A 14,835-nucleotide genomic window follows, 5' to 3' on the forward strand; every position below is an offset into this window, starting at 1 on the left:
GAGCAGGGTATGAGTGACGACCACGTCTACCTGACCCTGGCCGAGGGGCACGAGGACGACACCCGCTGGGCGTACGGCACCGGCTTCGAGGACCCCCTGCACGGTGTGGACACCGCGGTGCCCGACGGCGTCGACAGCGGCGAACTGGCCGCCGTCTGTGTCGCGTTGGCCGACGATGCCCTGGTCAGTGCCCAGCGGCTCGCCGAATGGACCACCCGCGCGCCCGAGCTGGAGGAGGAGGTGGCCCTGGCGAACATCGGGCTCGACCTGCTCGGCCAGGCCCGTCTGCTGTACTCCCGTGCCGGGCAGGTCGACGGCAGCGGACGCGGCGAGGACGCCTACGCCTACTTCCGCGACCCCGACGACTTCCGCAACGTACGCCTCGCCGAACTCCCCTGCGGAGACTTCGCGTTCTCGATCGCCCGACTGCTGGTCCTGTCCACCTGGAGGCTCGCGCACTTCGAGCGGCTGGCCACGCACCCGGACCCGGTCCTCGCGGCGATCGCCGCCAAGGGCGTCAAGGAGCTGAGCTACCACCGGCAGTACGCCGCCGAATGGGCCGTACGGCTGGGCGACGGCACCGCCGAGTCGCGTCACCGGATGCGGGACGCGCTGGAGCAGGTCGCGCCGTACATGGAAGAGCTGTTCACCGCGTATGACGTCCGGGACGAAGTCGGAGCGGTGCTGAAGCAGGTCACGGAGGCGGCCGGACTGCCGATGCCGGTCTACCGGCCGCTGTCCGGCGCCGGCCGCGACGGCAAGCACGGCGCGCACCTCGCCCCGCTGCTGGCCGAGTTGCAGAGCGTGGCCCGTGCCCACCCGGACGCGACATGGTGACCGTACCGACGGATGTGCGCCGTGCCCGTCGCATCGCCGCGTCCGTGCCGGATCCCGAGCTGCCCATGCTGACCCTGGCCGACCTCGGCGTGCTGCGGGGCGTCGAGGCCGGTGAGGACGGGACCGTCGTCGTCAGCCTCACCCCGACCTACTCCGGCTGTCCGGCCATGGCCGAGATGCGCGCCGACGTGGCCGCGCGCCTCACAGCCGCCGGATACGCGGTCCGGGTGCGCACGGTGCTCGACCCGCCCTGGACCACCGACTGGATCACACCGAGCGGCCGCCGCACCCTCGCCGAGCACGGCATCGCGCCCCCCGGGCCGGCGCCGCGACCCTCCTCCGGCCCGGTGCCGCTGACGCTGTCACCCATCCGCCCCGCAGTGCCGTGCCCTTGGTGCGGCTCGGCCGACACGCAGGAGACCTCCCGCTTCGGCGCCACTTCCTGCAAGGCGCTGTGGCGCTGCCGCGCCTGCCGCGAACCCTTCGAGTACGTCAAGGAGATCTGATGGAGGACCTGCTGCCACCCGGCACCTCCGCCGCCGTGCCCGTGCGGCGACGTCGCCCGGCCTTCCACCCCCTGCGCGTGGCCGCCGTGCAGCGGCTGTGCGAGGACGCGGTCGCGATCGGCTTCGACATCCCGGACGACCTGGCGGAGGAGTTCACCTTCGCCCCGGGCCAGTCGCTCACCCTGCGCCGCGAGGTCGACGGGCGGGACGAGCGTCGCTCCTACTCGATCTGTTCGCCGGTGGGCGCACGACCGCGCATCGGGGTGCGCGAAGTGCCCGGCGGGCTGTTCTCCTCCTGGCTGGTCCACGACGTACGGCCCGGCGACACCCTGGAGGTGATGGCCCCGACCGGTGCCTTCACCCCCGAACTCACCGCGCCCGGCCACCACGTCCTCGTCGCGGCGGGGTCCGGCATCACCCCCATGCTCTCCATCGCCGAGTCGGTTCTCGCCGCCGACGACCGCTCGCGGGTCACGCTGTTCTACGGCAACCGCCGCACCGGATCGGTCATGTTCGCCGACGAACTCGCCGACCTCAAGGACCTGTACCCGGCGCGCTTCCAGCTCGCCCACGTCCTCTCCCGCGAACCCCGCGAGGCCGAGGTGCTCTCCGGCCGCCTGGACACCGACCGCCTCTGCGCCCTCATCGGCGGCCTCGTCGACGTCACCGCGGCGGACCACTGGTGGCTGTGCGGGCCCCACGGCATGGTCCGCGACGCGCAACGGGTCCTGGCCGACCTGAGGGTGCCCGACACCCGTATCCACCAGGAGCTGTTCCACGCGGACGACGCGCCGGTACGGCAGACGCGGCGGCACGAGGAAGCCGTCGCCGAGGGCCCCGTCAGCCTGGTCACGGTCACGCTCGACGGCCGGTCCACCACCGCCGCGCTGCCCCGCGCGGCCACGCTGCTGGACGGTGCCCAGCGGACGCGCCCGGACCTGCCCTTCGCCTGCAAGGGCGGTGTGTGCGGCACCTGCCGCGCCCTGGTCACCGAAGGGGAGGCCGACATGCGCCGCAACTTCGCCCTCGAAGCCGCCGAGGTCGAGGCCGGCTATGTGCTGACCTGCCAGACCTTCCCCGTCTCCGAGACGCTGACCGTCGACTTCGACAGCTGAGGAAGCCCATGTCCGTGCGTCTGGAAGTCGCCGACGGTGTCGGCACGATCCGCCTCGACCGCCCGCCGATGAACGCCCTCGACATCGCCACCCAGGACCGGCTCGGCGAGCTCGCCGCGGAGGTGACCGAGCGGGACGACGTCCGGGCGGTGATCCTTCACGGCGGCGAGAAGGTGTTCGCGGCCGGCGCGGACATCAAGGAGATGGAGCTCCTCGACCACGCGGCCATGGTCAGGCGCTCGCGGCCGCTCCAGGATGCCTTCACCGCTGTCGCTCGCATACCCAAGCCGGTCGTCGCCGCGATCACCGGTTACGCACTCGGCGGCGGCTGCGAACTGGCCCTCTGCGCCGACTATCGGATCGCCGCCGACCATGCCAGGCTCGGCCAGCCCGAGATCCTGCTCGGACTGATCCCCGGCGCGGGCGGTACCCAGCGCCTGTCCCGGCTCGTGGGCCCCTCCAAGGCCAAGGACCTCATCTTCACCGGCCGGACGGTCAAGGCTGACGAGGCCGTTCGGATCGGCCTGGTGGACCTCGTGGTTCCGGCCGCCGAGGTGTACGCGCACGCGCGGGACTGGGCCGCCCGGCTGGCCAAGGGCCCCGCACTCGCGCTGCGGGCCGCCAAGGAGTCGATCGACCGGGGCCTGGAGACCGACCTCGACACCGGTCTCAGCATCGAGCGCAACTGGTTCGCGGGCCTGTTCGCGACGGAGGACCGCGAGCGGGGGATGCGCAGCTTCGTCGAGGAGGGCCCTGGCAGGGCGACGTTTCTCTGACTGAATGCGGCTCGGAACGGTCGGTCGCGCCGGCCGGCCTGGTAACCCCCGGCCGGCATCACGGGTCGTCCCGCCGGCCGGGCGGGGGTTACCGGGCCGGCCGGCATCCGGCAGGCTTGTCCGCCGGTCGCGTTCTGCCGTCGGAGCGCCGTTCCGAGAGGCGATCTTGACTAGGGTGGAGCCCCATGTCGACCACAACGCCCGAGCAGCCGCCCCTCGTCGATCCCGCCGAACTCGTCGCGGACCCCTACGCGGTGTACACGCGGCTGCGGGAGGCCGGGCCGGTGCACCGGATCGCCGGGACGGACGGGCTTCCCGCCTGGCTGGTCACGCGGTACGACGACGTGCGCCAGGCCCTCGCCGACCCCCGGCTCTCCCTCGACAAGCGCAACGCGACCCCCGGCGGCTACCACGGGCTCGCACTTCCGCCGGCGCTGGACGCGAACCTGCTGAACATGGACCCGCCGGACCACACCCGCATCCGGCGCCTGGTGTCCCAGGCGTTCACCCCGCGCCGTGTCGCCGGCCTGCGCGACCCCATCAGGCGGACCGCCGACGCGCTGCTCGACGCCGTCGAACCGCACGGGCGGGCCGACCTCATCGCCTCGTACGCCGCACCCCTGCCGATCAGCGTGATCTGCGACCTGCTCGGCGTGGCCCCGCACGACCGGCACGACTTCCGGTCCTGGACCGACACCCTGATCGCCCCGGACCCGACACGACCGGAACGCGCGAAGGAGGCCGTCCGCGACATGCTGGGCTTCTTCACCCTGCTCATCGCGGGCAAGCGCGCCGAGCCGTCCGACGACCTGCTCTCCGCGCTGATCGCCGTACGCGACGACGAGGACCGGCTCAGCGAGGACGAACTCATGTCCCTCGCCTTCCTGATCCTGTTCGCGGGATACGAGAACACGGTCCACCTCATCGGCAACTCCACCCTGGCCCTGCTCCGCCACCCCGGGCAACTGCGCGCCGTGCGTGCCGACCCCGGCCGACTGAGCGGCGCGATCGAGGAGTTGGCCCGCTACGACGGTCCCGTGCCCCTGGCCATCCGGCGCTTCCCCGTCGAGGACGTCACCATCGGCGGGGTGGTCGTCCCGGCCGGTGAGACCGTCCTGCTGTCCCTGGCCGCCGCGCACCGGGACCCGCACCGCTTCACCGACCCCGACCGGCTCGACATCGGCCGCGACGCCACCGGGCATCTCGCCCTCGGCCACGGCATCCACTACTGCCTCGGCGCGCCGCTGGCCCGGATGGAGACCGAGATCGCCCTCGCCGCGCTCCTCGACCGGTTCCCCGGTCTGGCCCTCGACATCGCCCCGGACGAGGTGCGTTGGCGGCCGTCCATGCGGGCCCGCGGTCTGCTCGAACTGCCGGTGCGGTTCTGAAGGGGGCGCCGGACGCCCTCCTTCGTGCGGACGCGATGACGCTCGACGACCGGCTGAATCCGGCCGAAGGGGGACCCTTGCCAGCCGCTATTTAGGTTAGGCTAACCTTCGCATGTGGGATCTGGTGAGGAAGCAGCCGACACCCCGAGGCTACGCGGGCATGCCCTGTCGGCCACGGGCGTGACCGTGTCGTACGACGGCGTCGATGTCGTGCACGACGTCGCGATCGCGCTCCGGCCCGGCGAGGTGACCGCACTGGTAGGTCCCAACGGCAGCGGCAAGTCGACGCTGCTACGGACCGTCGCCCGGCTGCAACGGCCGCGCCACGCCGCACTCCGGATCGACGCCGACACCGACGGACTCGCCCTGACCTCCCGTGAGTTCGCGCGACACGTCGCCCTGCTGACCCAGGGCCGGCCCACGCCCAGCGGACTGACCGTGCGTGACGTCGTCGAGTTCGGCCGGTACCCGTACCGGGGCCGCTTCGGCCGCAGGGATCCCGACGCGACGGCCGCCGTCGACCGGGCTCTCGCGCTGACCGGCGTTGCGGACCTTGCCGAGCGCGGCGCCGACCATCTGTCGGGCGGGCAGTTGCAGCGGGTGTGGCTCGCCAGTTGTCTCGCCCAGGAGACCGGCGTGCTCCTGCTGGACGAGCCGACCACCTATCTCGACCTGCGCTACCAGGTCGAACTCCTCGACCTCGTCCGCGACCTGGCGGACGACCACGGCATCGCCGTCGGCGTCGTCCTGCACGACCTCGACCAGGCGGCGGCCGTCGCCGACCGGATCACCCTGCTCGAAGCGGGCCGGATCGTCGCCGAGGGCCGCCCCGAGGACGTCCTGACGCCGGAACGGCTGACCGCCGTCTACGGCATCCGCATCGATGTCGACACCGACCCCCTCACCGGCCGGCTGCGCACCCGCCCGGTCGGTCGTCACCACACCCGCACCACCCGAAGCGAAAGGCTCCGCACCACCTCATGAGACGTCTCCTGCTCCCCGCGGCCACCGTCGTCGCGGCCCTCACCCTCGCCGCCTGCGGTACCACCGAGCCCGCCGCCGACAGCACCGAGAAGACCTCCGAGGCCATCACCCTCACCGACTCCACCGGCAAGAAGGTCGAACTCGACGGCCCGGCCACCAAGGTCGTCGCCACCGAGTGGAACGAGGTCGAATTCCTCCTGACCCTCGGCGTGGACCCCGTCGGCGTCGCGGACGTCAAGGGCTACCGGACCTGGGACCAGGCCGTGCCGCTGAAGAACGAGCCGAAGGACATCGGCACGCGCGGCGAGCCGAGCATGGACACCATCGCCTCCCTCGAGCCCGACCTGATCGTGGCCTCCTCCGACCTGGCGCCCGCCGCCGTCAAGCAACTGCGCGAGATCGCCCCGGTGCTGGGGATCCAGTCCGCGGACGCCTCCGACCAGATCGGGCAGATGCTGGACAACCTCGACCTCATCGCCAAGGCGACCGGGACCACCGACAAGGCCGAGAGCGCCCGGAAGAGCTTCGAGGCCAAGGTCGCCGAGGGCAGGAAGGCCCTGGCCGACGCCGGTCTCGACGGCACGGACATCGCCTTCGCCGACGGCTACGTCGCCTCCAACCAGGTCTCCCTGCGCCCCTACACCAGCGGTTCGCTGATCGGCGCCGTCAACGAGAGGCTCGGTCTGAAGAACGCCTGGAAGGTGAAGGGCGACGCCGACTACGGGCTCGGCACCACCGACGTCGAGGGTCTGACCGGCCTGCCGAAGGACGTCCAGTTCGCCTACATAGGCAACGACGAGGACGAGACCAGCAACCCCTTCAGCAACGAACTGGCGAAGAACGCGGTGTGGAAGTCCCTCGCGTTCGTGAAGTCCGGCGATGTGCACCGACTGCCCGACGGCATCTGGATGTTCGGCGGCCCGGGGTCGATGGAGGCGTACATCGACGCCCTCGTGGACGCGCTGACGAAGTAGCAGGGACGCAGCAGCAACGACACACAGCAGTACTGACACGCATGCAGTACTGACACAGCAGAAGAGACGAAGCAGAAGCACGGAGCCATGGCCGTCACCGCGACTTCCCCCGCCCCCCGTCCGTCGACAGCGGCGACCCGGACGGGTGCGGCCGCGGTGACGGCCGCGCTCGTCCTCCTGGTCGCCGCCCTCGCCGTCGTCGACCTCACCCAGGGCACGGCCGCCGTCGGGCCGGGCGAGGTGCTCAAGGCCCTGACCGGCCGCGCCGACCCCGGCGACGCGTCCGTCGTGATCGCCTCCCGGCTGCCCCGGATGGCCGCCGGGATCCTCGTCGGCGTCCTGCTCGGTGTCGCCGGGGCAGTGCTGCAGGCCGTCAGCCGCAATGTGCTCGCCTCGCCCGACACCCTCGCCGTGAACGCCGGTGCCTACCTGGCGCTCGGCATCGTTGGCGTCACCGGTGTGTCGCTGCCCCTGCTCGCCTCCTCCGGCGTCGCGTTCGTGGGCGGGCTGCTGGCCGCGGCCGTCGTGCTCTCCCTCTCCGGCCTCGGCACGGGCACCGTACGGCTCGTGCTCGCGGGCACCGCCCTGATGCTGGGCCTGAACTCCCTCACCGAGGGACTGCTGCTGCTGTTCCCGCAGCAGACCGAGGGCCTCTACCAGTGGAACCAGGGCAGCATCGGCCAGAACGGCTTCGACGGTGTCCTGCAGATGCTGCCGGTCGCCGCGATCGGGCTCGTCGGCCTGCTGCTGACGGCCCGTCGGGTCGACGCGCTCGCCCTCGGCGACGACGCCGCGCGCGGGCTCGGCGTCCCGGTCCGCGCCACGCGGGTGACGGTCGTCGTCCTGGCGACCCTGCTGTCTGCGGCGGCCGTCACCCTCGCCGGGCCCATCGGCTTCGTCGGCCTGTGCGCACCGGCACTGGTGCGTCCCCTCGCCCGCCGCTTCCGGGGCTTCGCCCGCTCCCGGGGCTCCCTGCCCGCGGCCGGTCTGGTCGGGGCCGCGCTGGTCGTCGGGTCAGACGTCCTGCTCCGCGCCCTCGTCCCCGCCGACACGGCGGTCGCCGTACCCACCGGCGTCGTCACCAGCCTGATCGGCGCCGTGTTCCTGGTGGTCATGGCGCTCAGGCTGCGCGACACCTCCGGAGCCGAGGCGCCCGACCGAATGCGCATCCCCAGCCGAACGGCGTTCCTGGTCATCGTGGGCGTCCTCGCGGCTGTGACGGTGGGCGTCATCGTCGCCGGCGTCCTGCTGGGCGACAGCACCCTCCTGCTCGGAGACGTCGCGAACTGGGTGCGGGGACGGGCGGGCCGAACGGTGTCCTTCGTGCTGGACACCCGGGTGCCGCGCGTTCTCGCGGCCCTCTGCGCGGGCGCGGCGCTCGCCCTGGCCGGCACGCTGGTGCAGGCTGTGACCCGCAACCCGCTCGCGGAGCCGGCGATCCTGGGCGTCTCCGGCGGGGCCGCGCTCGGCGCCGTCCTGCTCGTCACCACCGTGCCCGTCGTCGGGGGCTGGGGCATCGCGGGCGCCGCGTTCACGGGCGCCGCCCTCGCCTCGGCGCTCGTCTTCGGGCTCGCCGCCCGGGGCGGCTACCAGCAGAACCGGCTGGTCCTCGTCGGCATCGGCGTGGCCGCCGCCACCACGGCACTGATCAGCCTGCTCATCGTGCTCACCGACCCCTTCAACGCCACCAAGGCGCTGACCTGGCTGTCCGGTTCGACGTACGGCCGGACCATGCCGGATGTGCTGCCCGTCGCGTGTGTGGTGGCGGTGGGGCTCGTCGTCGCGGTCGCCCGCCGTACCGAACTGGACCTGGTCTCCCTGGACGAGCACACCCCCCGCCTGCTGGGGCTGCCGCTGTCCCGGGCCAGACTCGGGTTCCTGACGGTGGCCGTCCTGCTCAGCGCGACCGCCGTCGCCTCCGCCGGCACCATCGGTTTCGTGGGTCTCGTCGCACCGCACGCGGCGCGGGCCCTGGTGGGCCGACGGCACGTGCGGGTGGTCCCGGTCGCCGTCCTCCTCGGGGCCACCCTCGTCTGCACGGCGGACCTCCTCGGCCGCACGGTGATCGCCCCCGCCCAGCTGGGCGCCGGCCTCATGACCGCCGTGATCGGCACGCCGTACTTCCTCCACCTGCTGATCCGGACCCGACGCTAGCCCCCACGGCCGTCGCCGGGGTCGTGGGCCGGTCGACGTCCGAGGGCGCGCGGCAGCCGGCGCTCGGGGTTGCGGGTGGGTCGTCGTCCGGGGATGTGGGGCAGCCGTCGCTCGGACGTGCGGGTCGGCCGTCTGGGGAGGTGCCGGGCGGCCGTCGCCCGGAGTTGCGGGCCCGGTCGTTGTCCGGGGCCCGCAGCAGCCGGCGCTCGGGGTTGCGGGTCGGTTGTCGTCCGGAGGCGCGGGGGAGCCGGTGCCCCGAGTTGCGGGCCGGTCGTCGTCCGGGGGTGCGGGGCAGCCGGCGCCTGGAGGTGCGGGACGGTCGATGTCTGGGGGCGCGCGGCAGCGTCGTTCGGACGTTTGGATCGGTCGTCGTCGGGAGGCGCGGGGCTGCCGTCGCTCCGAGTCGTGGGGCGGTCGTCGCTCGGACGTGCGGGTCGGTCGTCGTCCAAAGGTGGCGCTCTGCTCGGTCATGCCGTGCTTAATCGATCGCGGGGACCGATCCCGCCCGGCACAATCGGCGCATGCCGACCACCGCGGAGCAACTGCTGTCCGCCCTCGAACCGTTGCCGTTCCCCGCACGTCTCACCCTGACGGCACGGACCGCCCGGCGGCTCGCGGACGAGGGGACGCTCGCCCCGTTCCTGACCGACCTGGACGGACGCGGGCCCTACGCACGGCGGCTCGCGGCGCTGGCGGCTCTCGTCGGACGGGACGTGGAGTTCCTCTCGGAGCGGCTCGCGGACCCGGACCCGGTGGTCGCCGGGTACGCGCGGCGCGCCGCACGCGACCTGCCCGTACCGGACCGGGCGGTGGAGGCGGCGTACGACGACGCACCGGCCGTGCTGCGGCAGCGGCTCGCCCGTCTGCTCGCCGCCGGAGGCCGCACCGCGCTCGCCGAGCGGATGGTGGCGCGGCTGCGCGCCGACTGGGGCGACGCCGAGGCCGCGCGCCTGCTGCTGGCCTGCTCCACCCCGTTCGTGGCACGGGAGTTGCCCGGACTCGCCCACGCCGTCGACGGCTGGACCCGGCTCGCGTCCCGGCATCCCGACCCGGTGCTCGACCACGCCGAGCGGACCCTGGCCGACCGGGCAGGCGGGCAGCAGCGGGACGACTGGTGGGCGCTGCACGCCACCACGGTCGCCGCGCTCGCGCCCCTGCGCCCCGAGCGGGTGCTGACCCTGCTGGAACGGTACGGCCCCGTTGGCCTGCCGCCCGCGCTGAGCCGCGCACTCGCGCCCTTGGCCACCACCGACGTCGAACGCGTCATCCGCTGGCTCACCTCCCCCGACCGCGGGCGACAGGGCCATGAGCGGGTGCCGCCGCCCGGAGTGCTGCGCGCGCTCCTGCGGGCCGAGCCTGCGTCGCTCACCGCGTTGGGCCGGCACTGGCTGCGGCGCGGCCCGTACTTCGCCGCACTGGTCAGGGCCATGGCCCCCGGCCGACGCCCCGCCTTCGTGGACGCGGTCGGCAGCGGGACTGGCCAGGACCCCGCCCAGGCCGTCCTCGAACTGCTGCCGCGCGAGCGCCGCTGGGCGGAAGTGCGGCGCGAGGCGGCCGCGTTCGACGGCACGGGCTACTGGTGGGACGACCTGGACATCCTCGCCCAAGGCCCGCTCGACGAGGCGCGCTCCGCACTGCTGGCCGCGATCGGGCGGTCCCACGCCGACGACCGTGCCGCCGTCTGGCCGCTGTACGTGGCCTGCGCCGCCCGGGACGGCGGCCGTGCCGCTGTCACCGAAGTGCTGACGGCGGCGGGACGGCGGTTGCGCAACGAGCGGGACACCGTGCGCGCCGCGGCGCTCGGCGCGTTCGCCGCAGCGCATCCGCGTGTCTTCGCCCCGGCCGACGTACCGCTGCTCGACGCGATCGCCACCGACGCCCTGGAGGCCCGGGACACGTCGTCCGCCACCCTGACGGCCCTGCGCACGCTGGCGATTCGCCTGCTCGTTGAACATGCGGGGGCCGGGGCCGGGGCCGCCACGGGTGACGTGCCGGGCGACCGTGGCGAGGCGGTCAGCGATGCCGGCACCGGCCTGCGGGAGTGGGCGCTTCGCACGCTCGTGCGTATCACGGAGCGGGTCGGGGTGCCCGACTTCGGACCGCTCCATCGGGAGCTGCGCAGGGGACAGGAGCAGCACCTCCTCGACGCCCTGCGCCCCTCGCTCGACGCCGGGGCCGGACGGGCCGACTTCCGGCTGCTGCTGGGACTCGCCGCCGCGCTGGGACCGCGCGCCCGACGGCTGCCCGAACTCCAGGACCGGCTGGCCACGGCGGTGGAACGCGGCGACGACGAGACCTTCGAGGCGGCCGCACGACTGTGGCTGGCCGCACCGGCGACCCGCGACGAACGGGCCGCCCGCATCGTCGCCCGCGAACCGTCGGCGGTCGTCCTCCCTCCCGTACGACACGTGCTGTCCCGGCGGCGCACGGACCTGCTGGACGCACTGCTGGCCGACGCCCCGCCCCATGGCCGTTTCCTGGTGGACGGCGCCCGGCGCCCGCTGCCGGACCTCGCCGACAGCGACCGCTGGCTGCCACGCCAGCAGCGGGCGGCGGTCCGGCTGGCCGGAGAGGCGATCGCGGACCGCACGCTCCCGCTCGACGACCGGGCCGCCCTGATCCGGGCCGCCGCGCCGGTGCCCGAGTTCGGGCGTGCCCTGGCGTTCGCGCACGAGGACGACCCCGACGTGGTCGTCGCCGAGGCCGCGCTCGGAGCCCTGCCCCGTACCGACCGGCCGCACGACGCCCTGCCGACGCTGCTGGACCGGGCCGACGGCGACCGGGCCAGGGTGGCCGTGTACGCGGCGGCCCGCGCCGCCCGCTTCGCCGCCCCGTCCCAACTCGCCCACGCGCTGGGCCCGTTGCTCACCGGCGAGCGGCCCGCGAAGGTCACCTCCCGCAAGGAGGCCGTACGGCTCGCAGCCCGCTTCCTGCCGCCCCGGAGCGCGGTCCCCCTGCTGGCGAGCACCTTCCACGCCCCCGACCGGCACCCGGACGTACGGGCCGCCGTCGTCCGCGCCCTGCCCCCGCTGCTCGGTGAGCCGCAGGCCCGGGCCCTGATCGAGGACGCGGCACGCGACGACACCGCTCCCGTGCACGAAGCCCTACTGGCCGTCACCCCCTGGGAGTTGGCCGAACCACACCGTCGCACGTACGCCGCCGTCGTCTGCTCGGCCTACGACACGTCCCTCGCGCTCACGGAAGGCTTCGCCGGCCACGCCATGCTTCACGCGATGGGCGTGTGGTGCCGCTATTCGCCCGAGCTCGCCCGCTGTATCTCCGGAACGGCCGGCGACCTCGACGACCGGGCGCGCTGGAGCTTCGCGGCGTGGGCGCTGCGTGATCTGGCCGCCTCCGAACTGCCCCACCCCGTGGGCGGTGTCGCGCCCGGCAGTGTGTTCCACAGCGCGGTGGCCGAACTGTTGGCGGCGACGCACACCCCGGAGGGCGGCTGCGACGCGCTGGAGAACCGTGACGTGCCGGCGCTGCAGCGACTGCGGCATCTGACGTCGTTCTCCTACGCCGCAGGCGTCCGCGCCGAGTTGCTGGAGACGGTCGCGGAGCAACTGGCGGGTGAACCACTGCTCGCGCCGGAACGCCTCGAGCTGCGGGGCCTGTTGGTCGGACTCACCACGGAGCCGACCGAACTCCTCGAACGACTGCGGGACCTCGCGGCGGAGTTCGAGGACGTCGGGGTGAGCGTCGCGATCCAGACCTCCGAACGGCTGCGCCTGGCCTCGGCGCATCGCGTCCCGGGGTGCGTCGAGGCCCTGCTGGCCGCCGCCGACGGGTTCGCCCGCGACGGCCGCACCGCGCCCGGTCTGCTGGCGGTCGGCCTGGTGCGGGGGACGGGTCTGTCCCTCGGCTGGACCGAGGAGTGGCGCGCCCTGTTGCGCCTGCTGCGCTGCCACGCGGACCCCGACGTGCGCCATCAGGCGTACCGGACCACGACGCACAGCGAATGACGCGCCCGGACGGCCAGCGGCCCGCCGACGACGGCGGCCGCTGGCTTCTCACCGACGACGTCGACGACTTCCTCGCCCGAGCCGGAGGCTTCCTGCGCTCGCGCCCCGTCCCGCACACCGTGCACCTGACGGTCACCGAGACACTGCGTACGTCCGGGCCGCACGCGTACGGCGCCGAGGCCCCGGTGCTGGGGCGGCTGGAGTGGGCGGGCGAGGTCCGCGCCACCTTCTTCCGCACCCCGCCCCACCGTCTGAGCCTCACCCCGCTCACTCCCGACCAGGCCGACGCCCTCGCCGCCCACCTGGCCGGGCTCGGCCACCGCCTCCCGGGGGTGAGCGCGGACCGCGATACTGCCTCAGCCTTCGCCCGCGCGTGGCACCGGCGCACCGGGGCGGTCCCGACACGGTGCGCACGTCATCGCCTGTACCGTCTTGGCACGCTCACCCCACCGCGGCCGCTGCCGCCGGGCCGGAGCCGGGTGGCCGGGCCCCAGGACCGGGAGCGACTCGTGCGGTGGTACCACGAGTTCGCCGCCGATGTCGGCGAGGCGCCCTCCGAGGCCGCCGCCGCCCGCTTCGCCCGCGGGCGTGTCACCCTGTGGGAGAACCCGGACGGCACCCCCGTCTCCCTGGCCGGGGTCACCCCGGTGATCGCCGGGCAGGTGCGGGTGACCACCGTCCACACCCCGGCCCACCTGCGCGGCCGCGGATACGCGGGTGCCGTGACCGCCGAGGCGAGCCGCGCCGCGACGGCCGCCGGCGCCCGGCAGGTCCTGCTGTTCACCAACCTCGACAACGCCACGAGCAACGCGCTCTACCTGCGCCTCGGTTATGTCCCGGTCGGTGACTTCGCCGGGTACGACTTCTCGCCGGAACCGCTGTGACGAGGAACCCCCGGGAGCCGTTGGCCCGGCCCCGGGGCGGGCGCCGTCGGTTTGCGGAGCAGCAGGAGGGCCGCGTCGTCGTGCAGGCGGCCGCCCACGTGTTTCAGCAGTTCGTCGTGCAGGGCCGTGAGAGTGTGGGCCGGCTCCTCGGAGAGATGGTGTGCCAGTCGCTCCGTGAGCGGGTAGAACTCGCGGTCGCGGTCCCGGGCCTCCGTGACCCCGTCGGTGTGGAGCAGCAGCTGGTCACCGTCGGCGAAGGGCAGTGCCTGCAGCGCGGGGGTCTCGCCCGTGAGGGCGCGCAGCCCGAGGGGCGGCGCCGGTAGGGCCGGCTCCACGGGGACCACGTCGCCGCCGCGCACCAGCAGCGGCGGCGCGTGCCCGCAGTTGACCAGCTCCAGCCGATCCGGCTCGGGGTGCCCGGCGACCACGGCGGTGACGAAGTCGTCGCAGCGCAGATTGCGGGCCAGGCTCCGCTCGATCCGGTCGACCACCGCGAGCAGGTCGGGCTCCTCGTACGCCGCCTCCCGGAACACCCCGACCACCAGGGCGGCGACCCCCACCGCGGGCAGCCCCTTGCCGCGCACATCGCCCACGATCAGCCGCACCCCGTAGGGGGTGGGCACGAGCGCGTACAGATCCCCGCCGATACGGGCCTCGGCGGCGGCCGCGCTGTACCGGACGGCCACCTGGAACGGGCCGACGACCGCCGGCACCGGCTGCAGCAGTGCGTGCTGGGCGGCCTCGGCGACCGAGCGCACGGCCGCCAGGACCCGCTCGCGGCGCCCGCGCAGCGCACCGGCCAGCCCGCTCGCCAGGGTGACGGCCGCCAGCGCGGACAGCACCGCGGCCAGCTCGTGTCCCGGCGCGCCGTCCCGGAGGCCGAGCATCGTGCCCAGCACCCCGGCGAGCAGCCCGACACAGAGGACGCCGCCCGGCCCGCTGGTGGTCGCGGCCAGCGCCGGCCCTGCCGCGAGCAGCGGCAGCCAGGTGTGCCCGGCCCCGCCGAACAGACCGACGACCACGATGACGGACACGATCAGCACGAGCACGACGGGCAGCACGGGCGTACCGGAGGCGAGCTGCGCGGCGACCCGGTTCCGGGCCGCCGCGCCCGGGGCTGCCGCTCGTCCCCGGGGCGGCCGGATCGGCCCGTGGTCGCCGCCGAGCTCTCGGGTGTGACTCATGTTTCGCCCGCAGTCCTCACCTGTGCGTGGAGCATGCGCTCCGGAATTGTCCGTTTGATCCAGGAAAG

At 74.1% G+C, this 14,835-nt stretch carries 11 protein-coding genes; 10 read left to right on the forward strand and 1 reads right to left on the reverse strand.

Going from position 1 to position 14,835, the window contains the following annotated elements; genetic code table 11:
* Positions 1-9: 9 nt before the first annotated feature.
* From paaC to ACZ9QC_RS37970, 10 genes are all read left to right on the forward strand, one after another.
* The gene (paaC, locus tag ACZ9QC_RS37925) at positions 10-837 is read left to right on the forward strand and encodes a 1,2-phenylacetyl-CoA epoxidase subunit PaaC (RefSeq protein WP_472917228.1); all 828 of its coding nucleotides are present in this window, start codon (positions 10-12) and stop codon (positions 835-837) included.
* On the forward strand, positions 831-1,343 hold the full coding sequence (gene paaD / locus ACZ9QC_RS37930; protein WP_472917229.1) for a 1,2-phenylacetyl-CoA epoxidase subunit PaaD: 513 nt from the start codon (positions 831-833) through the stop codon (positions 1,341-1,343). Before paaC ends, paaD begins: the two co-directional genes overlap by 7 nt.
* Positions 1,343-2,458, forward strand: coding sequence for a 1,2-phenylacetyl-CoA epoxidase subunit PaaE (gene paaE, locus ACZ9QC_RS37935; RefSeq protein WP_472917230.1), 1,116 nt, complete (start codon positions 1,343-1,345; stop codon positions 2,456-2,458). The genes paaD and paaE overlap by 1 nt, the downstream gene beginning before the upstream one ends.
* Positions 2,459-2,466: 8 nt before the next feature.
* The gene (locus ACZ9QC_RS37940; RefSeq protein ID WP_472917231.1) at positions 2,467-3,234 is read left to right on the forward strand and encodes an enoyl-CoA hydratase/isomerase family protein; all 768 of its coding nucleotides are present in this window, start codon (positions 2,467-2,469) and stop codon (positions 3,232-3,234) included.
* Between the two features lie 185 nt (positions 3,235-3,419).
* On the forward strand, positions 3,420-4,622 hold the full coding sequence (locus ACZ9QC_RS37945) for a cytochrome P450 family protein (protein WP_472917232.1): 1,203 nt from the start codon (positions 3,420-3,422) through the stop codon (positions 4,620-4,622).
* 114 nt (positions 4,623-4,736) lie between these two features.
* A complete protein-coding gene (locus ACZ9QC_RS37950; protein WP_472917233.1) occupies positions 4,737-5,606 on the forward strand; it encodes an ABC transporter ATP-binding protein in 870 nt (289 codons plus the stop codon).
* Positions 5,603-6,580, forward strand: coding sequence for an ABC transporter substrate-binding protein (locus ACZ9QC_RS37955; RefSeq protein ID WP_472917234.1), 978 nt, complete (start codon positions 5,603-5,605; stop codon positions 6,578-6,580). Before ACZ9QC_RS37950 ends, ACZ9QC_RS37955 begins: the two co-directional genes overlap by 4 nt.
* Positions 6,581-6,667: 87 nt before the next feature.
* Positions 6,668-8,734 (forward strand): iron ABC transporter permease, encoded by a 2,067-nt coding sequence (locus ACZ9QC_RS37960; protein WP_472917235.1) that lies wholly within the window; start codon positions 6,668-6,670, stop codon positions 8,732-8,734.
* Between the two features lie 521 nt (positions 8,735-9,255).
* Positions 9,256-12,699 carry a hypothetical protein gene (locus ACZ9QC_RS37965; protein ID WP_472917236.1) on the forward strand — a complete coding sequence of 1,148 codons (3,444 nt, stop codon included), beginning with the start codon at positions 9,256-9,258 and terminating at the stop codon, positions 12,697-12,699.
* Positions 12,696-13,583: a GNAT family N-acetyltransferase gene (locus ACZ9QC_RS37970; protein WP_472917237.1), complete on the forward strand. Its 888-nt coding sequence runs from the start codon at positions 12,696-12,698 to the stop codon at positions 13,581-13,583. The genes ACZ9QC_RS37965 and ACZ9QC_RS37970 overlap by 4 nt, the downstream gene beginning before the upstream one ends.
* Here the strand turns inward: ACZ9QC_RS37970 and ACZ9QC_RS37975 are convergent.
* Positions 13,529-14,767 carry a PP2C family protein-serine/threonine phosphatase gene (locus ACZ9QC_RS37975; protein ID WP_472917238.1) on the reverse strand — a complete coding sequence of 413 codons (1,239 nt, stop codon included), beginning with the start codon at positions 14,765-14,767 and terminating at the stop codon, positions 13,529-13,531. The two genes, ACZ9QC_RS37970 and ACZ9QC_RS37975, sit on opposite strands and share 55 nt — an antisense overlap.
* Positions 14,768-14,835: the final 68 nt, after the last annotated feature.

It is taken from the genome of Streptomyces sp. HUAS MS02 (assembly GCF_055702265.1).